Origin of the sequence: Lentisphaera marina (genome assembly GCF_028745505.1) — a bacterium.
GTDB classification, from domain to species: Bacteria; Verrucomicrobiota; Lentisphaeria; order Lentisphaerales; family Lentisphaeraceae; genus Lentisphaera; species Lentisphaera marina.
This window is the reverse complement of the sequence record NZ_JAQZZL010000001.1, coordinates 1,081,231-1,101,857: the sequence shown is the minus strand read 5'-3', so window position 1 is coordinate 1,101,857 and position 20,627 is coordinate 1,081,231. Positions and strand designations below refer to the sequence as shown.

Genomic DNA, 20,627 nt, shown 5'->3' with positions numbered 1-20,627 from the left:
AAAAAGCCTCCCAAATTGGGAGGCTCGCAAAATCTAAATAAACCGACTTACTTAACTACTTTAAGTAACTCAACTTCAAAGATTAGGTCAGCATTCGCAGGAATTGGACCTTGTCCATTTGGACCATAAGCTAGATTTGAAGGAATGTAGAAAACATACTTTGCACCTGGCTTCATTAGCTGTACACCTTCTGTCCAACCAGGAATTACGCCATTAAGTGGGAACTCAATTGGCTCGCCACGTTGAACTGAACTATCAAAAACAGTGCCATTTAACAATTTACCTGTGTAATGAACTGAAACTTTATCACTTGCTTTGGGGCTTTCTCCAGCACCTTCAGTCATAACCACATACTCTAAACCAGATGCAGTTTTAGTAACTTCTTTATCACCAAAAGCTTCTTTCTTGGCACTTACTGAAAGAGTTTTTTGCTCTTCTGCAAACTTTGCGGCCTCAGCAGCCTGACGCTTTTGCATCTCAGTACGCATAACATTCATAGCTTCCATGATTTCTGGCTGTGAATGAAGAGTATTTTTCTTACCTTCAACACCTGCCTGAATACCTTTTAGAAATTCTGCAGAATCCATTTCTTTGGCTTCAGAAAGTCTTTGACCTAAGTTAACACCTTCATTATAACTGATAACTTTACTTGCTTGTTCAAAAGTCATTGCTGGCTTTGCAGGAGCGGCTGGTGTAGCTGCTTTCGCGGGCTCTTGAGCAAAAGCTGAGCTAATCGCCATCAAACTAAACGCCGCAGTTGTAAAAAAGAACTTGCTGTTCATATTTTTTCCTAGTGTTTATTTATGTTAAAAAGAGAATCATTGAAGCTAATTGCTAAACATGTTTAAAATAGCTCTAATATCAATTTTTTATCCAAACTTAAGGGATACGGCCAGCTTATGAGTCCTCAATCATTCAAATTCTGCAGTGGCGAAATCATTTATCACCCTCATTTCCTCTCTCCATCCCAAGCAAACGCCTTGTTTAACGACCTAAAACATCAAATCAATTGGCAGAGTGATCAAATCCGTATTATGGGCAAGGAGCACATGATCCCTAGGCTACATTCCTGGATTGCCGACCCAGAAATCTCTTATAAATACTCGGGAATCAATTTAAAAATTAATCCATGGACCGAAAGCTTATTAAATCTAAAAATGAAGTGTGAAAAAGCCAGTAACTGGAAATTCAATTCTATGCTAGCCAATTACTACCGTGATGGTAGCGACTCTAACGGCTGGCACGCTGACAATGAAAAAGAACTTGGTAACAAGCCTCTCATTGCCATGTTGAGTTTTGGGCAGGTTCGCCGCTTTTCCATAAGAGATAAGCAAGACCACAAGAACAAACTTGATTTCGATTTAGAAAATGGATCTCTGTTCATTATGCGAGCTCCTCTGCAACACACTACCCAACACTGCCTTCGAAAAACAAAAAAGCCTTGCGCTCCTCGCATAAGCTTAACTTTCCGACTAACCCACCCACAATAAATTTCTCAAGTCCTTTCATTTATCCAACACCTCTTTATTTTAAGGCAATTAATTTAGGAGACACACATGCAAGTACCGACTCGACGTTTTGGCCGAACCGAAATTCAAATTCCCATTTTTTCCTGTGGTGGCATGCGCTACCAGCAAAGCTGGGTGAGAGATGAAACTGGTAAAGTTGAAAAGGACAATCAAAAAAATCTCGAAGCCACTCTGATGAGAAGCCTAGAACTTGGCATCAATCACATTGAAACTGCACATGGATACGGCACTAGCGAATACCAGATTGGCAAACTCTTGCCTAAATTAGAGCGTGATTCATATATCCTGCAGAGCAAAATCCAACCACATGCCGATGTAGAAGACTTTCAACGCGACTTTGAAGATAGCATGTCATGCCTGCAAGTTGAGCATCTCGACCTCATGGGAGTTCACGGCATCAATAATCGTGAGCGCCTTGATTGGACTCTACGTAAAGGGGGTTGCCTAGAGCGCGCCAAAGAATGGAAAAAACAAGGGCGAGTTAAACACATCGGCTTTTCTACACACGGCTCCACCGACATCATTATTGAAGCAATAGAATCTGGCGAGTTTGATTATGTAAACCTTCATTGGTATTACTTCATGCAAAAAAACCACCCCGCTATTGAAGCAGCAAAAAAGCACGACATGGGGGTTTTTATAATCAGCCCGAGCGACAAAGGTGGAAAACTCTATGAGCCACCCCCTCTCCTCAGCGAACTCTGCCAACCGTTCTCCCCCATGATGTTCAATGATTTATTCTGCTTACAGAACCCTTTAGTCCACACCATCAGCTTAGGCGCAGCCCGCCCGTCAGATTTTGATGAACATTTAAAGATCATTCCTCATCTAGAAGATCGTCAAACAGTCAATAATATAGCACAGAAAATCTCTAAGAAGATAGACGAAAAACTCGGAAAAAAATGGTCAGATAATTGGGATAAAGAACTCCCAGAAACACTTCAAACGCCAGGGCAAATCAACACCTATGACATTCTTCGCTTCTACAACCTAGCAACGGCTTTGGATATGAATGCCTATGGTATAATGCGCTATGCTTTACTAGGGCAAAAAGATCATTGGTTCCCTGGAGAAAAAGCTAACAACATACCTGAACAGGAACTGCTCACTGCACTCCAAAACCATCATAACCCTGAACACGTCCTCGAAGCCTTGAAAATTGCACACGACTTATTCGAGCCAAAAAACTAATGCGAATAGCACTTTTGCCTTAAACCGCCCAAAAAGGGCATAAACTACCAAAGCCCTATTTTTTGTAAAAATGGCATAAAATTGATTTTTAGGCCATTTTTATGCAATTAATCACTACTTAAGCCTTAAGCTTACCCTTATACCAATAGAAAAACAGTCATTTTAAAGTAAAGTCTTTTTACATTCTACACTAATCATTTTTGTATTAATAAAAAAGAGACCCATATATGTCTGAAGAGCAAGAAAACCAAGCAGGTGAATACGGCGCTGATAGTATCTCGGTAATGAAGGGCTTAGAAGCTGTTCGTAAACGCCCAGGTATGTACATTGGCGACACCTACGAACGCGGACTACACCACCTTGTCTATGAGGTTGTGGACAACAGTATTGACGAAGCTTTAGCTGGCCACTGTAGCGACATCACAGTAAAACTACACATCGACAACAGTGTCACTGTTATTGATAACGGTCGTGGTATCCCAGTTAAAGTTCACGAAGAAGAAGGTATCCCTGCTGTTGAGCTCGTATTGACCAAACTTCACGCCGGCGGTAAATTTGACAAAGATTCCTACAAGGTTTCTGGTGGTCTTCACGGTGTTGGTGTTTCTTGTGTAAACGCACTTTCAGAATGGATGGAAGTTAAAGTTCACCGCGAAGGCAAAGTTCATTTCATTCGCTTTGAGCGCGGTAAGACTGAAACTCAGCTAAAAACTCTCGGCTCATCAAGCATCAATGGTACTGAAGTTATCTTCAAACCAGACCATGAGATCTTCACCGAAACTCGCATCTATAAATGGGACATCCTAGCCAAGCGACTTCGTGAATTAGCTTTCCTCAACCCAGGCGTAACCATCAATTTCATTGATGAACGTGCTGAAGATGGCGAACGTCACGAAACTTTCTTTTTCCCTGGTGGTATTGGCGAATTCGTCAAGCACTTAAACGAAGGCAAAACAATTGTTACTGATGTCGTTACTTTCTCAACTGAAAAAGATGGTGTCACGGCTGACGTTTCACTCCAGTACCACGATGGTTTCCAGGAAAACATTTATTCCTACACCAACAATATTAATACTATTGAAGGCGGAACTCACTTAACTGGTTTCCAAGCGGCTTTGACTACAACAGTTAACGCCTACATGAAAAACGAAGCTAAATTTAAAAACGAGAAAAACGTTACCGGTAATGATGTTCGTGAAGGTTTAACTGCGATTATCTCGGTTAAAGTTCCCGAGCCTCAATTCGAAGGCCAGACTAAAACGAAACTCGGCAATAGCGAAGTTCGCGGCATAGTTCAATCCATTGTAAACACTTGCTTTGGCGAGTTCATGGAAGAAAATCCAAAATCAGCGAAGCTCATTTGTGAAAAAGCTCTTATGGCCAACCGTGCTCAAGCAGCTGCCCTAAAAGCTCGCCAAATGGTTCGCAAAACTAACACTCTCGAGGGCTTCGCCGATGCAGGTAAACTCTCTGGTTGCTCCAGTAAAGATCCAGATGAATGCGAAATCTTCATTGTGGAAGGTGACTCTGCGGGTGGTTCAGCTAAGCAAGGACGTAACTCAGAAGTTCAAGCGATCCTCCCACTTCGTGGTAAGCTTATCAATGTTGAAAAAGCACGTATTGATAAAGTTTTTGCCAACACGGAAATTGGTTCACTCATTAGTGCAATTGGTTGTGGTGTCGGCCAAGAATTTGACATTGCTAAAATTCGCTACAAAAAAATCGTTATCATGACGGATGCCGACGTGGACGGTTCACACATTATGACCCTCCTCCTCACATTCTTCTTCCGTCAAATGAAGCCTCTCATCGAAGCAGGTTACATTTACGTTGCTCAGCCCCCTCTTTATAAAGTTGTGCGCCGTAAGCGTGAAGAATACATCAAAAATGATGCCATGCTCAATAACTTCCTACTCGAACTTGGTGTCGACGGAGTCACTCTAGAAAGTAAAATTGCAGGAAACACTCTCTCTCCACGTGAAACGAATGATGTTCTCGCCATTATCAAGCGCACACTTGCGGTTGGTAAAGGCTTAGAAAATCATGGTGTGACTCTAGAGACTTACCTTCAGCACGTTGGCGAAGATGGCTCACTGCCAATCGCCCGCGTTGGTGTTCGTGAAGATGATGGTACTTACTCTATCTACTTCCCGAAAAGCCAAGAAGAACTCACCAAAGTCATTGAGGATGCTACTGAGCGCCTCAAACCAGTTGCTACTTTTGTAGACACTGATGCTGAGTCCGTAGCGCTTGAAGATGGTGAAATACTCGAAGGCGAACTCGTTGAAGACGAAGCCCCAGCCGAAGAAATTGGACTTCACCCATCTATCGAGATCAATGAACTTCACGAGAAAACTCTCATCGAAGAAATCCGCGAGAAACTTGATACACTCAAGCTAAACCTCAAACATTTCCTCGAGCCTGAAGACGCTCTTGCCGATCCGATCTTTAACTTAACTGATGGCAATAACGACACGCCAATCTTCACTCTAATCCAACTCTTTGAAGCGATTAAAGACGAAGGTTCTCAAGGCCTCAAGCTCCAACGCTATAAAGGTCTTGGTGAGATGAACGCTGACCAGCTCTGGGAAACAACTATGGACCCAACGCGTCGCGACCTTCTTCAAGTTACTATGGATGATGCTGTCGAAGCAGAACGCATGTTCTCACTTCTCATGGGCGATATTGTTGAACCCCGTCGTCACTTCATCGAGAAGTACTCAACTACTCTTAAAGAATTGGATGTATAAGGAATAAACCATGAGCGATAATCAACAAGATTTCTCCACAGTAACGCCCAGCGGTATTGAAGACCTCCTCAAGGATGCCTACCTCCAATACTCCATGTCAGTTAACGTTGGTCGTGCTATCCCAGACGTACGCGATGGCCTTAAACCAGGCATGCGCCGTGTCCTTTTTGCGATGGACAAACTCAACCTCAGAAAGGGCAGCTCTTACATGAAGTGTGCTCGTGTGGTTGGTGATGTTATTGGTAAATACCACCCACATGGTGACGGCTCTGTATACGACACGATGGTTCGTATGGCACAGGACTTCTCTATGCGCGGTGTTCTTATCGATGGTCAAGGTAACTTCGGTTCAATTGACGGTGACTCTGCCGCCGCCTATCGTTATACTGAATGTCGTATGGAACGCTTAGCTGAGGAACTCCTCACTGACCTCGACAAAAACACTGTCGACATGCAACCTACTTTCGATGGTAGCCAAAACGAACCTACAGTACTTCCTGCTCGTTACCCCAACCTCTTGGTTAACGGTACAACAGGTATTGGTGTTGGTATGGCGACTAGTATCCCGCCACACAACTTAGCTGAAGTCATCAATGCTACTGTAGCCCTACTCGAGCAACCTTCGATCACTATCGAAGAAATGATGCAGCACCTTCCTGGTCCTGACTTCCCAACTGCTGGTATTTCAATTGGTTTCGACGGCATCCGTCGCCTTTATGAAACTGGTCGTGGCGGTGTTCACCTTCGTGGTCGTGCTGAAATCATCGAAAAGAACGGTCGTGAGCAAATCGTCATTACCGAAATCCCTTACGCAGTTAATAAAGAGAATATGGTTAAGAAGATTGCTGACCTAGTGAATAACAAAGTTATCACTGGCATCTCCTCACTTAACGATGAATCATCTTCTCGCGTCGGTATTCGTGTTGTTGTCGGCGTCAAAAGTAACGCCATGGCAACAGTGGTGCTCAACCAGCTCTACAAACACACACAGCTCGCAGTTTCAATTGGTTGCCAATTCTTAGTTGTTGATAACAAACAGCCAAAGACACTCAACCTCAAACAACTTCTTCAAGCTTACCTTGACCACCGTCTCGATGTCATTACGCGACGCATCAAGTTTGAACTCGAAAAAGCTGAACGCCGTGCACACATCCTCGAAGGTTTACTCAAAGCCGTTGATCACATTGATGAAGTCATCAAAATCATCCGTGGCTCTGCTAATCGCGAAGATGCACATAACCAACTCAAAGAACGCTTCGAACTCTCTAACGAACAAGCAAAAGCCATTCTCGACATGCGCCTTAGCCAGCTCACTGGCCTAGCAATCGACGAACTAACTGCTGAATACGAAGAACTCATGAAACGCATTGCTCACTATCGCGAACTCTTGGCAAATCGCCAAATGCGTCTCGACGTAGTGAAAGAAGAGCTCATTGAAGTTCGTGACAAATTTGCCGACGAGCGTCGTACAGAAATGCGCCCAGGTGAACGCGACATTAACTACGAAGACCTTATTGCTCGTGCTTCTGCAACGATCACAATCTCCAACGAAGGCTACATCAAACGTGTACCAACGGAGATCTACCGTACTCAAAACCGCGGTGGCAAAGGTGTCAAAGGCATGGAAACTAAGGACGATGATTTCGTGAAGCAACTCACTACGGCTTGCACACACGACTACATCATGTTCTTTACAAACCTTGGTCGCATGCACTGGCTCAAAGTCTATGATATCCCAGAAGCGCAACGTACTTCAAAAGGTAAAGCCATGGTTAACCTCCTCGAGTTTGAGAAAGGTGAATATGTCCGCGCTATGATCTCTGTCGACAAAGTCGATGACGAAGATCGCTTCATCATGATGTCGACTCGCAATGGTGTTGTTAAGAAGACTGCACTCGCTGCCTTCAAAAACATGCGTAAAAAACCAATTAAAGCAATCGTACTCGACGAAGACGATGACCTCATTGAAGCCAAACTTACTGATGGCAACAAAAAGATCATCCTTTCAACACGTGAAGGTATTGCTTGTCACTTCAAAGAATCTGATTGTAGAACCCAAGGTCGCGTAACTCGTGGTTGCCGTGGTATCCGCCTTTCAGAATCAGATAAAGTTGTTGCGATGTCAATTGTTGAAGAAAGTGAAGACATCCTCGTTGTCACTGCGAAAGGTATGGGTAAACGCTCTTGTGTCGATGACTACCGCCTCACTAAACGTGGTGCCAAAGGTGTACGTAACATCAAACTCAAAGAAGATGACTATGTCGTTGAAGTGATGATGATCGAAGATACTGACGAAATCATCATGACCACTATGGAAGGCCTCATGGTTCGCATCTCTGCTGAACCCATCCGTTCACTCGGACGTGCTTCTCAGGGCGTGACTATCATGAAGTTCAAAAAATCTTCTGACCTCATCATCTCTGCCTCTCGCGTTGTCGAAGTCGAAGGCGACAAGAAAGAAGAAGAATTGGACGAAGATGGCAACCCCATCGTAGCCCCAGTTGAACTCGATGAAGATGGTAATCCTATCGTCAAAGAAGAAACTGCTGAAAATTCAACAGAATCCGAAGAGCCAAGCGAAGCAAGCTCCGAAGAACCTAAAGAAGATTCCGAAGACTAAATCTTCAGACATCGCGCCCACTTCGGTGGGCGCAAACACTAAAAAAGGCGCTCACATCGAGCGCCTTTTTTTATACTTATTGAAAAGCCATTTTAAATTACTTTTCCCAGTACTCCATCTTGGATACTTTGACCGCGCAAGCTTTGTAAGATGGCTGACGCGAATAGGGATCAAAAGCTGGAAAGGTTAGATAATTGCATTCGGGGTTATGCATGGAGATAAAGACCTGGCCTTCTTGAACGTGATAAGTTGGACAAGCACGAGCCTTCAACTTACCGCGGCGCGATTTTACCCACACCCATTCGGAGGGTTCGATCTTAAGTTTACGAGCTTCCTTAGCATTAATTTCTACATAAATATCTTTTGGGTAAAGCTTAGTTAGAACACTAGATTTTTTCGTTCGAGTCTGAGTATGCCATTGCGATGAAGTCCCACGACCAGTCAATAACCAGGTGGGGTATTCTTGGCAAGGAACCTCTAAGGGTTTACGGGGTTCTTCATAAAGAAATTTAGCTTTGCCATCGGGATGGTGAAACTTTCCGTCGGCAAACAAGCGTCGTTCATGCTCTACTAAATCTTCGCCTTCAGGCAAGGGCCACTGAATACCACCAGAACTATCAATCATTTGATAATCTTTGATACCTGTAATATCACAGGGCTGATCTTTCGTACATTGCTTAAGCATTTGAAAAACAGCCTCAGGGTTCGTCCATTTTTTAAACATCTCATCGCAACCCCAATAATGCGCCACTAATTTAAATATGTTAAAGTCTGACAAAGCTTGCCCCGGAGCTTTTTTAACCTTTTTCACCATACTATAACGGCGCTCAGAGTTGATAAAGGTCCCCGTTTTTTCACCCCATGATGCAGCAGGCAAAATCATATCTGCGATCTCCGCAGTTTCGGTCGTGTGGTACATATCCTGCACCACAAGAAAATCTAATTTCTTCACTACATCACGAAAACTTTGCTGATTAATCCAACTATGTGCAGAATTCGTTGCAATCACCCAAAGAGCTTTGATTTTACCCTCGGCAATCCCATCAATAATTTGATCGTAGGCCCAGCCTAATTTCGTGGGGATAGATTCGGCTGGCACACCCGTTATATCCGCTACTTTTTCACGATGTGTTTCATTCGCAAAATCATGCCCTCCGAGAAGATTAGTTGTATTACTAAAAAGGCGTGAACCCATGGCATTACACTGCCCCGTTATTGAGTTTGCCCCTGTTCCCGGACGACCAATATTCCCCGTCATCAAAGCAATATTAATTAATGATTGCGCAACTCGCACACCTTCATGACTCTGATTCACTCCCATTGTCCACCAAAATGACACGCATTTCCCTGCTGCAATTGTATCGACTAGCTTTTGTAATTGCTCTGGGTTTATGCCACTTGCCTCTTCCACTTTTTCGGGTGTGTAGGCTTTTACATGTTCCACAAAGCCATCAAAACCATTGGTGTATTTATCAATATAATCTTGCTTGATATGCCCCTGTTGAATCAAAAGGTTCGCGAGACCATAAAAGAAAGCCAAGTCAGATTTTGGCGCAATGGGGTAATGCTGTGTACCCGCAACGGCTGTCTCGGTTTTACGAGGATCAATCACCACGATCTCAGGATTGTTTTTATTCATTGCGACGCGTTCCCACATGATTGGGTGTGCGATACATAAATTAGATCCAACCAAAACAATAACATCCGATTCTTCAAAATCTTTATAGGTGTATGGAGGAGCATCAAAACCAAAAGACTGTTTATAGGACACAACGGCAGTCGCCATGCATTGGCGTGTATTTCCATCGCCGTGAATCATATTCATGCCAAACTTTGTCAGCGCACCTAAAAAGGCCATTTCTTCAGAAACAATTTGCCCCGTACTAATGAAGGCAACTGATTCATCACCATACTTGCTTTGAACCTGCTTAAACTCACTCACCATGCGCTTCATGGCACTATCCCAATCCACATCAACTAATTTGCCATTCTTTATGCGAATCATGGGAGATTTGGCACGATCATTGGCATTCAACGGAGCTAAGGCTTCCCAACCCTTGGGGCAGGCCATCCCTAAATTAACAGGATATTTTGTATCGGGAGTTAAATTAACTGCTTCACCATCTTTTAAATGTAAATTTAAACCGCAACCAGTCGAACAAAAACCACAAACTAAAGTTGTTGTGGAATCTGGCACCAATTTCTCTGGCACTTGTCCAAGACCATACTTTGCAGGCTCACGCAGGAGTTCTTTGGTTAAAGGCCCTTCCCATTGACGAATGACATGACTAATTTTTTCTTTAAGATTGCTACTCATTATACATCTCCCGGCATTTTCTTACTGACAATTGCGGCAAAGAACAAGAAACGCTCGCTTAATTCACCCACTAGGGTCAGAACAAAAATCCCTCCTGCTACCCAAAGCATATGCATTAATTGTCTCAGTTCTATTGATTGCTCTTGGCTCATATTGTAAAGAAACAAAGGCAATACCACCCCACCAACAAAGCCCGCTAGATAACGTAAACGCGTCGCCGTTAACAAATGGTTAGTCATCAACATTGCTGAGCGTTTTTCCATTGAGTAAGTTTTCGACTTTAAATGACGGAAAATCGCTCCTTCCCATGCCATTTTTGCGAAGCTCGCAATAATAATCAAAATCGCTAGGTTAGCACTATAAACTTTGGCAACTTCTGTGGCATACTCCGGCTTAATAAAGTACACACCAACTAAAGAAGCCAATGCAATCGTACTCAAACCAAGAACAATACTCGAACCAAAAAACTTAAGACCCGTAATAGACCCGCGCCAAAGCTCCTTTTTACAGTCATCATAAACCATCACCGAGCAAATAACACCGATAATTCCACTCACGGCCACGGCTAAACTCAACTGCAAACGCAAGCTCTCCCCTTTCAAGAACTCTGGCAAGGCTATTCCAATGATATTTTCAATCTGTGGCAGCCAAAACAAAGCCGCGTACAGGGTTGCGAGTCCCGCAAAAACACTGAAACCCAGTATCTCACGACTCAACCAAGATGTCCTGAGACCCAAAAAGGCACGGAAAGCAAATTGCGGGCGTCCCAAGTGAAGAATACTAACTTTAAGAGCTAATATCCCCAAAGCTAATGCCACTATCGAGTGAAAGCCCTGCATTTCATTTATGAGTGCATTTTCATTCAATAAATTAAATAGGGTATCCACACAAAATGCGCCGACAGAAAGTTGCGTCAGAACCAACATCCCCACGAGTGGTGGGTGCGAGTGTTGTGGTTTAATGGAATAATAATCACTACCCAACATATTCTTTGACAAAGGTTTATCACTCTCGAACCTTGTTGTTGGTTGTGTAAACTCGGAATTTGGCGCACCAGGAACAACCGTACTATCCATCGATCCAGCCAAAACTTCCTCTTGATTGACGACTTGAATACTAATCGCTTTGGTAGGACAAGCCTGCACACAAGCAGGCGCTTCCCCTACTGCCAAGCGATCTGTACACATATCACATTTACGCACAATCCCCATACGTTTATTATACTGAGGAACCTCATAAGGGCATTTCAAAATACAGTACTGACAACCTATACATTGGTCATCCAAGTGTTTCACAATCCCCGTAACTTCATCTTTATCGTAGGCATTAACAGGGCAGCCCTCAGAACAAGCTGGCTCTAAACAATGGTGGCAGGCACTTGTCACATGCTGTTGTTGCGCTTCCTCTGTGCTCCCACCCCTTAATAAACCGACAGATCGCCAAGTTTCATCTTCATCCAAACCATTAAGGCTATGACATGCCGTTACACAAGCTTTACAACCTGTACATGCATCCAAATTAACTTTAAAAGCATACTGCTCACCTTCTCCTGGCTTACTCAATGGTATGAGACTTTCGTAGTATTCCTGCTGAAGTGGGATTTCTTGATTTTCATGTTTCTGTGCAAAGTCAGAAACCACCGTTAATTCTTGCTGCTCTTGAAGCATGAATTTAACTAATTCTTTTTTATCAACTAAAACTTTCTCTTGTACGGCCATGACTTTTCCAAATTTTATACAAGTTATAAAAACAAGAATGAAAGTAACACCTCATAATACAATATCTACACTTATGTAAGATATATATAATTATTTACATTAATGTAACAAAATGAGCAAGCTCTTTAAATTACTTACATAGTCACATTCATAAGCAAGTACCCCATTATCCATCGCCTTATATTAAATTTAAATTAAAAGGTTCTTCACGGTTTTCCGGGAAAGGCGTCCCTGATTTTCAAGAAAAAGTATGTACTATCTCTGTAACCGTATGCCATTCTTTTGATTACTTTGATTTTATTATTCATACCTTCAAGAACACTTGTGTTTAATGGAAACTTAGAGGATGCTAAAATGCCTCGTACGTAGGGTCTTAATTTTCTCGCAAAATTTTCAAGAGGCTTTATTCCTGATTCTTTCACTTGCTTAAACCAATACCTCCAGTTATTAAAGGCTTCTTTAACTGTGGGACAAAACCATATATCTTTTAAGGCCTGCTTCATCATGTAAACAACAGCGAGAGGCTTATTGGCTTGTAGTAATTCTTGAAGTTTAATTTCTTGAGAACCGCGAAGATTAGATTTATTTTTCAGTAATAACCAGCGTCCTTGCTTGACTACTTTTCTCGCTTTTTTGTCCTCTTTCAACTCATTAGCTCGATCTACACGAACTCGATCAATAACTTCACGCCCATATTTTGCTATTACATGAAACAGATCATAAACGACCTCGGCGTGTGGACAGTGTTCTTTCACTTCCAAATCAAAAGATGTATTCATATCCATTGCTACTGCTTCAATATTCTGACAGTACTCACCGAGTTCTTCAAAGAAAGGTCGAATATTTTTCCTGGCCCTCCCTTCTCCAATCCATAGAACCTGCTGTGTATTTGCATCAGCAATCACAGTTGCGTAACGATGACCTTTGTGTAGAGCGAATTCATCCATTACAAGCTGCTTGATTCTACTATAATCTGGCTCTGTAACTTCACGAATTAAACGCCCCTTATCAATATCCTTTACCGTTGTCCAATGTAATCCTAAAAGATTCGAGACATGACTTATGGGAAGAATGCGGCACAAAGCTTCAGTATAATTCTTCAATCGTTTTGTCACCCTAGAATAAGGTGCTAGCCACGGTATGTGCTCAGTTCTTACTCCACATACTAAGCAGTTAACTCTACGTACTTGTATTATTAGATATGTTTTATATTCGAAACATGATAAATCACGTACCTTACGTTCGCTTATATCATGAATAGAATTGCCCATGAGGCCACAACGTCCGCAGCAAGCCGTTTTATGAGGGATAAGCTTAATTCTAAGTTTATCTCTATCTATATAAAAATCTTCAACTGCGAAACCTTGCCAAAAATTTGAAAGGAAGTTATCTGTTAACATAAGTCGTTCTCTTTATTTTGTTTAATTGTGGTAAATCAAACTTAATCATGAGAACGACTTTTTTACTAATTATTGCAAATCACGCAAATCCGTGAAGAACCAATTAAAAGCCTTGATTTCTAAGTGATATTTCACGATCTCAAGCCTATTATGGGTATAAACAAAACTAAGGATTGTCTATGAAAAAGTTTTTATCTCTCGCACTTTGTCTATTTTTATCTCTAAATTTATTCGCTGGAGGTGATGGCTGGGAAACAAATTTCGAAGCTGCTAAACAAAAGGCTAGCAAAGAAAACAAAGCTCTTCTCGTAGATTTCACTGGTACTGATTGGTGTGGTTGGTGTATCCGACTCAAAGAAGAAGTTTTTGATCACAAAGAGTTCAGTGATTTTGCCAATCAGCACTTCATACTTGTAGAAATCGACTACCCACAAAAAAAAGTGCAGAGCGATGAAATAAAGGCACAAAATGAAAAGCTTAAAAACACTTATCAAATACAAGGCTACCCCACCATATTAGTCATGGATGCAGAGGGGCGTCCCTTTGCCAAAACAGGCTACCAAGCTGGAGGACCCGCTACTTACAACAAGCACTTAACTCAATTACTTGGACAGGGTCAGAAAATTAAACAAGCTTTCGCTGAGGCTAAAAAAACTTCTGGTATTGCACAAGCAAAAAAACTTGCTATCGCACTTGAGTCCATTCCACAAGAACTCAACTCTCACTATAAAGCTGAAATGGAAATGATTTTTGCTGCAGACCCTGAAGACACAACTGGTTTCAAAAAAGCCTACGAACTAAAAAGTTCGCTTAAAGCATTAGCTGGACAAGTGGTTCAAATTGCTCGACAAGGCGACATTTCCAAAGCAGAAAAAATGGTAGATGACTTTATTAGCAAACATCAATTAAGTGGCGAAAATAAACAGAAAGCGCTCTTAGCTAAACTGAAATGCTATGATCCTAGAAAAGAAGGTGTTTTGCAAATAGCTGACAAACTCATGGATGAAGTGATTGCAATAGATGCCAATAGCCAAAGTGCCTCCATGGCCAAAAACATAAAAAAGCAGATCACTCAAATGATCGCGCAAAAGAAGGCTCAGCCACAAAAATAAGACCCTTATTAGAGCTGAGATTCCTCAGCTCTAAAACAAAAAATAAATCAGGGTAAATAAGAAGATAAAGAAAGCGAATAAAGTCAGGTAATACTGTATGGAAAAGGTTTTATCTTCAGCTAAATCATAAACGTATTGATGCTCTTTTCTAGATGAACCCTGATTCTCTAATTTAATCAAAGTCTCAAAAAATTGAACACATTCACTCCAGGATGAAGGACGCTTTTTGACATTGCGATTAATCATCCTAGCTACAAAATCTTTAGTTTCCCTACTACAGTTTAACTGCTGTAAATTTACATTCTCAGTCAGAATCTTATCAAATACAGCCTCACGACCTGCTGCCATATAGGGCTTTTGCGTCGTCAGCATTTCAACTAAACTTATTCCCAGAGAATATATATCGCTACGAAAATCACATGCCGATGGTTTTTGAATCATTTCTGGACTCATGTAATAAGGTGTCCCAGCCCCAAAACCTTCTTTTTGAATCTGCTCTTGGGTTAAGCCGATGCCTAGATCCATGAGCTTGACCACCCCTTCTCGACTTAACATAATATTTTCAGGTTTAATATCGCGATGAATAATCTTGCCTTCTCGCCATAAATAGTCCATTGCTGATGCCACATCTCGACAAATCCGCAAAGCTTCGACCAACTTCAATGCTCCATATTTTTTCAAAGTTAAATCAACATTTCTACCTTCAACTAGATCCTGCACAAAAAAGTATTGTAAATCATCGAAACCCGCTTCTTCGACTCTAACTAGGTTTTTATGCCTCAACTTCAGTAGGATTTGCGCTTCTTCTTGTAAATAACGAGTCTCGTCTTCACTCATACAGTCTTGGTGAACTATTTTCATAGCCCCTTTATGCCCCGCGCTATCAACTACTTCATAGACCTCACCCATGGACCCCTGTCCCAAAAGGCGCACAACTTCCCAGTCTTTCATTAGGTGTCCTCTACCCAGAGAGGGCTTCGGCACTGTGACACGACGGTGACAATGGGGGCAAGCAATTTTGGTTTTCACTAAAGCTTGTTCCGCATTTAAATTGCTATAACAGAAGTTACAACGGAAATAAATACCTGGATCTGATAGCTTATTCGACAATTATGCCTCACCTTATGAAGAAAAATATTATTTATAATCTACTAGCAATGTAGGTGGACTAACAAAAATATAAATCGCAATTAAGTTCTACGAATTGAATTAATCTTGGAGTTCCATTTATGCAGAAAGTTAGAGTACTACTGTTTTTCTCATTCTTGTGTTCACTTGCCACTGCGCAAGATAAAATGCCCGAAACAGAATTACTTGTCCGACGCTTTGTCCATGCCTTGATCGACAAAAACGAAGCTAACCTTCGTGCTCTATGCCTCGACCATCACAACCTCAAAGTTCTTTGGACTGGCGAAAAAAAGAATGAAGCAGAAAGAGATCAACTCAAACGCGAATTGAGCAAGCTCGATATTGATTGGCTCAAGGAAGGTGAAAACTTTCGTTGGAATGGCAAGGTTTTCTCCGTAAATGAAAATATGATTACTAAGCGACATCAGATTGCACGTGTCAAAATGATCGAATACGGCTTCCCCATTCACATCAGTAAAGTAGGTGGTGCCTGGTATATACAACCTTTATTTATTATCAATATTTATCAGCGCGAAATTGCCGTAGAAAGCAAGAAGAATAGACGTAATTATACTGTACTCATCGAAGGCCAAGAAATCCCTCTCAATGAAAATGAAGAAGGTGTTTATAAAACTGCTGATGGCAAAGAACTCAAAGTCAGCATGCACAAAAACCTCTTCCAAAACTATGAAGATCAAGATGTCAGAATTTCTTACTCCCGTGACTTGAACCTTAGTAAAAATCGTGAAAAAGACTGTAACATCTACCGCTTCAAAAGTGAGTTAACTCCAAGTATTATGATCCAAGTCTATAAACCAGGCACTAAACTAGAGCCCACAAAAAAGTATGTGGTTAATTCAATTATAGAAAATTATGAAGCCATGGAGTATACACTCAAAAGCCCACCTTCAAGAGATATTAAATACAGCCCCAAACCAAAGGTCTTCATTGATGGCAAGGAAGTACGCTCCTTGAGAAATGGTGTCCAATATATTGATCACATGTATTTTTGGGAAGAAAACGGTCGCATAATTGCCGCCATCCTTCAAATGGAAATTTCTGATAGTGTGGCAGGTGTTGATTACTTTAACCACATTATGAAAGAAATAGAATTAAAATTTAGTTCGAAATAGGAGAGCAAAATAAGATGTACCTTTATCTCATGCGACACGGTCGCGCCTTAGCTCTAGAAGAATCTAATGTTCAGTACGATGCTGAAAGACCCTTATCAGGCCCCGGTAAACGCGACATCCTTGCCGTAAGTGAATTTATGAAAAAAATGGATTATCACCCTCACGGAATTTTCACTGGCCCCTTCAATCGCTCACGGATGAGTGGAGAAATAATCTCAGATGCTTTTGGAGATATCCCCGTCCACATGGACACTAGCTTACTCCCAGGAGCAGGCTTAAGCGATGTTCTCAATTGCCTCTCCACTTTTGATCCAAAAAATCAACAAGCAGCCTTGGTTATTTTACACGAACCCGATATTTCCTATATACTTGGTCAACTCTTCCAAGGTGAAGATGGTCAGTACCCCTACCCCATCTACTCTGGTGATTTCTTCGCACTGCGCGTCGACATTAACAATCACAAAGCTATGGGACGAACTCTTTCCGCTTATTCTCCAATGATAACTCGCTGTGGTGACCATGTCTGACTCAATCAAAACTGCTATTAATGAAATTTGCGCTGGCCGCAATTTAACTTCCGAACTCACACGTAAAATCATGCAAGAGATTTTCCGTGGCGAAACTAACGATATCCTTAAAGCTGGATGGCTAACCGCAATGCATACAAAGGGCGAAACTGCTGAAGAACTCGCTGCCTGTATTCAAGTCATGCGTGAAGGTGCCGTCAAAGTTAAGTGCCAAGACTCCAATGCTATCGATATTGTTGGAACGGGTGGTGATGGACATCACACTTTCAATATTTCAACGAGCTCAGCTTTTGTCGCTGCTGGTGCAGGTGTAAGCGTAGCTAAGCACGGAAACCGAGCTTTCTCCAGTAAATCAGGTAGTGCCGACGTACTGAGTCACCTTGGCATCAACACTCAAATAACTCCAGAAAAAATGAGCCAATGCCTAGAAGAAATCGGTATGACTTTCCTCTTTGCTCCACTTCTTCACCCTGCGGTTAAACATACGATAGAGGTACGCAAAACCCTTGGCGTTAGAACCCTATTTAATCTACTCGGCCCCATGTGCAACCCCGCAGGTGTACGTCGCGGATTAATTGGTGTTTACTCAGAACAATACTGCAAGGTTTTAGCGGAAAGCGCAAAAGTCCTTGGCGTCGATCACATGCTATTTGTTCATGGCTGTGACGGCATGGATGAAATTTCGATCTGTGCACCCACAAAAGTTTTTGAAGTCCAAGGTGATCAGATCAAGGAATATCAAATCTGCCCTGAAGACTTCGGCCTTAAAATGGCCTCATTAAATGATATCCAAGGCGGTGAGCCCCAATATAATGCCGATGCTTTACGCACATTACTAAAAGGTGATAAATCCGCATATCGCGATGCTGTCTTGCTCAATGCAGGCGCAGGAATTTATTCATCGGGTAAAGCCGACAGTCTTAGCGAAGGTATTGAACTTGCTAAAAAATCCATCGATAGTGGCTACGCACTTCGCATACTTGATCAACTTTGCGAAGCTACACAAGTTTAGAACATGGCGACTTGTGTACAAACCTCAAAACAAAAGAACCTTTTGAGAGCTGTATTTCTATGTCTTCTTGGCCTCATGATCAGTCCTCTAATGGGGCAATCTAAAATGCGTGCTGCTTGGGTTGCCTCTGTTGCCAACACCGATTGGCCTAGCGCCAAAGGATTAAGTGTTACTCAACAACAAATGGAATGTCGAAAACTCTTAGATCTCGCCGTTCAACTTGGACTCAACACGATTATCTTTCAGGTACGCCCTCATGGCGATGCCCTGTATAAATCGGCATTTGAACCTTGGTCGGATCGCTTGACGGGTATCCAAGGCAAATATCCGGGTTATGACCCACTGCAATATTGGATTGATGAATGCCATAAGCGCAAACTCAAAATACATGCTTGGTTTAACCCTTATCGAGTTCAACACCCAACTGTAAAAGAACCGCTCGCACACAACTCACTCCAGCGCAAAGCTAAAGCTTGGTGCATACCTTTAAAAAAAGGTTATGTCTGGTTAAATCCATCCTCTAAAGCCGTGCGCCAATACGTTCAAACAGTCATACTTGACTGTGCACGCCGTTATAAACTTGACGGTATCCATTTAGATGACTACTTCTACCCATATAAAGATTTCTTACCTCCCACAGGTTTTCCCGACCACAAAGAATACAGTGCTTATCTAAAAACCAAGCCTAGTAAAGTGATGGACCGTGAGATGTGGCGTCGACATCAAGTCAACACATTAATCTACAGTCTTCACAAAGGACTTAAACGTCTCAAACCTAAATTAGAATTTGGCATTAGTCCCTTTGGCATTTGGAAACCAGGCTACCCTAGAGACGTCAAAGGCACCAGCGCGTTTGACAAATTAGCTTGCGATAGTCGCAGGTGGCTTCGAGAAGGCTGGGTTGATTACCTCTCACCACAGCTCTATTGGCCCGAATCAGCGCCACAACAACGCTTTTCCTCATTACTCAATTGGTGGAAGCAGCAAAATCCTCTTAACAAAAAGTTAGTCCCCGGATTAGCTTCATGGCGCACTGATCCCAAAGAACTCATCAATCAAATGAAACGCTGCGAATATGACCCCATGGTACATGGCTTTAGTCACTTTAGCCTCGGCGCTATCCAAAAAGATTCATACCTTACGCAAGAACTCATCAACTATAGGAGAGATAGAAAATGAAAGCCAACGACGTACTCGAACTATGTGGGAACACACCACTTGTAAAAATCAACAAACTCACCGAGGGTGCCTATGCAGAAGTTTATGCAAAAACAGAATCCTCAAACCCTGGTTTTTGTGTAAAAGATCGTATTGCAAAAGCTATGATTGATGATGCCATTGCCAACGGCACACTCAAACCCGGAATGACTGTGATTGAACCCACTTCAGGGAATACGGGAATTGGCCTTGCCATGACTTGCGCTGTTCGCGGCTATAAACTCATTCTCTGCATGCCTGACTCTATGTCAGTCGAACGTCGTCAGCTCATGCGAATTTTTGGCGCTGAACTCGTCCTTACTCCTGGTGCTGATGGCATGAAAGGAGCTATTAACAAAGCTGCGGAACTCGCAGAAGACATCGATGGTGCATGGATTCCACAACAATTCGAGAATCCCTCCAATCCCGCAATTCACGAAGTAACTACGGCTAAAGAAATCATTGCCGACATGAACGGCGACTTCGATTTCTTTGTAGCAGGTGTTGGTACAGGTGGCACTATCACTGGTTGTGCTAAAACTTTCAAAAAAGAAGTACCAAATGTAAAAATCGTTGCTGTTGAGCCTGAAACATCTGCCGTACTTAGTGGTGAAGGCCCAGGCAAACACAAGATCCAAGGCATTGGCGCAGGCTTCATCCCAGGTGTCATGAATCCTGAATTACTGGATGAAGTTATCAAGGTAAACGATGAACAATCTGGCGAAACCGCTCGTCAACTTGCGCAAAAAGAAGGCATTCTCTGTGGGATTTCCTGCGGTGCATCAATGACTGCTGCTCTCGAATTGGCAAAACGTCCCGAAAACAAAGGTAAAAAAATCGTATGTATCTTACCTGACACTGGTGAACGCTACCTATCCACATGGTTATTTGAAGATTACAAAATGTAATTTTCTACTTAATTAAGGCTAAGATAAAACTTTAGTCTTTTTTTATAAAATTTGTAAGATTTGAGTTCTGACAAACATAATACCT

At 42.2% G+C, this 20,627-nt stretch carries 15 protein-coding genes; 10 read left to right on the top strand and 5 right to left on the bottom strand.

Annotated features, from left to right (window positions below; genetic code table 11):
- Window positions 1-47 precede the first annotated feature (47 nt).
- On the bottom strand, window positions 48-782 hold the full coding sequence (locus tag PQO01_RS04545; protein WP_274312851.1) for an FKBP-type peptidyl-prolyl cis-trans isomerase: 735 nt from the start codon (window positions 780-782) through the stop codon (window positions 48-50).
- Window positions 783-899: 117 nt separating this feature from the next.
- On the opposite strand from PQO01_RS04545, the gene PQO01_RS04540 reads away from it, so the two are divergent.
- The 4 genes from PQO01_RS04540 (at window position 900) to gyrA (ending at window position 8,090) form a co-directional block, all read left to right on the top strand.
- Window positions 900-1,490 (top strand): alpha-ketoglutarate-dependent dioxygenase AlkB family protein, encoded by a 591-nt coding sequence (locus tag PQO01_RS04540; protein ID WP_274312850.1) that lies wholly within the window; start codon window positions 900-902, stop codon window positions 1,488-1,490.
- A gap of 66 nt (window positions 1,491-1,556) precedes the next feature.
- Window positions 1,557-2,720: an aldo/keto reductase gene (locus PQO01_RS04535; protein ID WP_274312849.1), complete on the top strand. Its 1,164-nt coding sequence runs from the start codon at window positions 1,557-1,559 to the stop codon at window positions 2,718-2,720.
- A 227-nt stretch (window positions 2,721-2,947) separates the two neighbouring features.
- Window positions 2,948-5,470, top strand: coding sequence for a DNA topoisomerase (ATP-hydrolyzing) subunit B (gene gyrB, locus PQO01_RS04530; RefSeq protein WP_274312848.1), 2,523 nt, complete (start codon window positions 2,948-2,950; stop codon window positions 5,468-5,470).
- Between the two features lie 10 nt (window positions 5,471-5,480).
- A complete protein-coding gene (gyrA, locus tag PQO01_RS04525; protein WP_274312847.1) occupies window positions 5,481-8,090 on the top strand; it encodes a DNA gyrase subunit A in 2,610 nt (869 codons plus the stop codon).
- 97 nt (window positions 8,091-8,187) lie between these two features.
- Here the strand turns inward: gyrA and PQO01_RS04520 are convergent, their stop codons facing one another.
- The 3 genes from PQO01_RS04520 to PQO01_RS04510 all read right to left on the bottom strand — a co-directional run bounded on the left by PQO01_RS04520 (window position 8,188) and on the right by PQO01_RS04510 (window position 13,525).
- A complete protein-coding gene (locus PQO01_RS04520; RefSeq protein ID WP_274312846.1) occupies window positions 8,188-10,407 on the bottom strand; it encodes a molybdopterin oxidoreductase family protein in 2,220 nt (739 codons plus the stop codon).
- On the bottom strand, window positions 10,407-12,125 hold the full coding sequence (locus PQO01_RS04515; RefSeq protein ID WP_274312845.1) for a DmsC/YnfH family molybdoenzyme membrane anchor subunit: 1,719 nt from the start codon (window positions 12,123-12,125) through the stop codon (window positions 10,407-10,409). Before PQO01_RS04515 ends, PQO01_RS04520 begins: the two co-directional genes overlap by 1 nt.
- Before the next feature lie 206 nt (window positions 12,126-12,331).
- Window positions 12,332-13,525, bottom strand: coding sequence for an ISL3 family transposase (locus tag PQO01_RS04510; protein WP_274312052.1), 1,194 nt, complete (start codon window positions 13,523-13,525; stop codon window positions 12,332-12,334).
- 179 nt (window positions 13,526-13,704) lie between these two features.
- Between PQO01_RS04510 and PQO01_RS04505 the strand changes: the two genes are divergently transcribed.
- Entirely contained in the window at window positions 13,705-14,637 is a 933-nt protein-coding gene (locus tag PQO01_RS04505; RefSeq protein ID WP_274312844.1) for a thioredoxin family protein, read from the top strand.
- A gap of 30 nt (window positions 14,638-14,667) precedes the next feature.
- Here PQO01_RS04505 and PQO01_RS04500 read toward each other — a convergent pair whose 3' ends face one another.
- Complete coding sequence (locus PQO01_RS04500) at window positions 14,668-15,747, bottom strand: serine/threonine-protein kinase (RefSeq protein WP_274312843.1); 1,080 nt, start codon at window positions 15,745-15,747, stop codon at window positions 14,668-14,670.
- Window positions 15,748-15,866: 119 nt separating this feature from the next.
- On the opposite strand from PQO01_RS04500, the gene PQO01_RS04495 reads away from it, so the two are divergent.
- The 5 genes from PQO01_RS04495 to cysK all read left to right on the top strand — a co-directional run bounded on the left by PQO01_RS04495 (window position 15,867) and on the right by cysK (window position 20,542).
- Window positions 15,867-16,898 carry a hypothetical protein gene (locus tag PQO01_RS04495; protein ID WP_274312842.1) on the top strand — a complete coding sequence of 344 codons (1,032 nt, stop codon included), beginning with the start codon at window positions 15,867-15,869 and terminating at the stop codon, window positions 16,896-16,898.
- Between the two features lie 14 nt (window positions 16,899-16,912).
- Complete coding sequence (locus PQO01_RS04490) at window positions 16,913-17,425, top strand: SixA phosphatase family protein (RefSeq protein ID WP_274312841.1); 513 nt, start codon at window positions 16,913-16,915, stop codon at window positions 17,423-17,425.
- A complete protein-coding gene (gene trpD / locus PQO01_RS04485) occupies window positions 17,418-18,437 on the top strand; it encodes an anthranilate phosphoribosyltransferase (RefSeq protein WP_274312840.1) in 1,020 nt (339 codons plus the stop codon). Before PQO01_RS04490 ends, trpD begins: the two co-directional genes overlap by 8 nt.
- A 90-nt stretch (window positions 18,438-18,527) precedes the next feature.
- Window positions 18,528-19,616 carry a glycoside hydrolase family 10-like protein gene (locus PQO01_RS04480; RefSeq protein ID WP_274312839.1) on the top strand — a complete coding sequence of 363 codons (1,089 nt, stop codon included), beginning with the start codon at window positions 18,528-18,530 and terminating at the stop codon, window positions 19,614-19,616.
- Entirely contained in the window at window positions 19,613-20,542 is a 930-nt protein-coding gene (cysK, locus tag PQO01_RS04475) for a cysteine synthase A (RefSeq protein ID WP_274312838.1), read from the top strand. The genes PQO01_RS04480 and cysK overlap by 4 nt, the downstream gene beginning before the upstream one ends.
- Window positions 20,543-20,627: the final 85 nt, after the last annotated feature.

What these genes read in the sequence shown, in the direction of transcription:
- PQO01_RS04545 (WP_274312851.1), bottom strand. Translation starts at nt 782, where the DNA reads ATGAACAGCAAGTTCTTTTTTACAACTGCGGCGTTTAGTTTGATGGCG.
- PQO01_RS04540 (WP_274312850.1), top strand. Translation starts at nt 900, where the DNA reads ATGAGTCCTCAATCATTCAAATTCTGCAGTGGCGAAATCATTTATCAC.
- PQO01_RS04535 (WP_274312849.1), top strand. Translation starts at nt 1,557, where the DNA reads ATGCAAGTACCGACTCGACGTTTTGGCCGAACCGAAATTCAAATTCCC.
- gyrB (WP_274312848.1), top strand. Translation starts at nt 2,948, where the DNA reads ATGTCTGAAGAGCAAGAAAACCAAGCAGGTGAATACGGCGCTGATAGT.
- gyrA (WP_274312847.1), top strand. Translation starts at nt 5,481, where the DNA reads ATGAGCGATAATCAACAAGATTTCTCCACAGTAACGCCCAGCGGTATT.
- PQO01_RS04520 (WP_274312846.1), bottom strand. Translation starts at nt 10,407, where the DNA reads ATGAGTAGCAATCTTAAAGAAAAAATTAGTCATGTCATTCGTCAATGG.
- PQO01_RS04515 (WP_274312845.1), bottom strand. Translation starts at nt 12,125, where the DNA reads ATGGCCGTACAAGAGAAAGTTTTAGTTGATAAAAAAGAATTAGTTAAA.
- PQO01_RS04510 (WP_274312052.1), bottom strand. Translation starts at nt 13,525, where the DNA reads ATGTTAACAGATAACTTCCTTTCAAATTTTTGGCAAGGTTTCGCAGTT.
- PQO01_RS04505 (WP_274312844.1), top strand. Translation starts at nt 13,705, where the DNA reads ATGAAAAAGTTTTTATCTCTCGCACTTTGTCTATTTTTATCTCTAAAT.
- PQO01_RS04495 (WP_274312842.1), top strand. Translation starts at nt 15,867, where the DNA reads ATGCAGAAAGTTAGAGTACTACTGTTTTTCTCATTCTTGTGTTCACTT.
- PQO01_RS04490 (WP_274312841.1), top strand. Translation starts at nt 16,913, where the DNA reads ATGTACCTTTATCTCATGCGACACGGTCGCGCCTTAGCTCTAGAAGAA.
- trpD (WP_274312840.1), top strand. Translation starts at nt 17,418, where the DNA reads ATGTCTGACTCAATCAAAACTGCTATTAATGAAATTTGCGCTGGCCGC.
- PQO01_RS04480 (WP_274312839.1), top strand. Translation starts at nt 18,528, where the DNA reads ATGGGGCAATCTAAAATGCGTGCTGCTTGGGTTGCCTCTGTTGCCAAC.
- cysK (WP_274312838.1), top strand. Translation starts at nt 19,613, where the DNA reads ATGAAAGCCAACGACGTACTCGAACTATGTGGGAACACACCACTTGTA.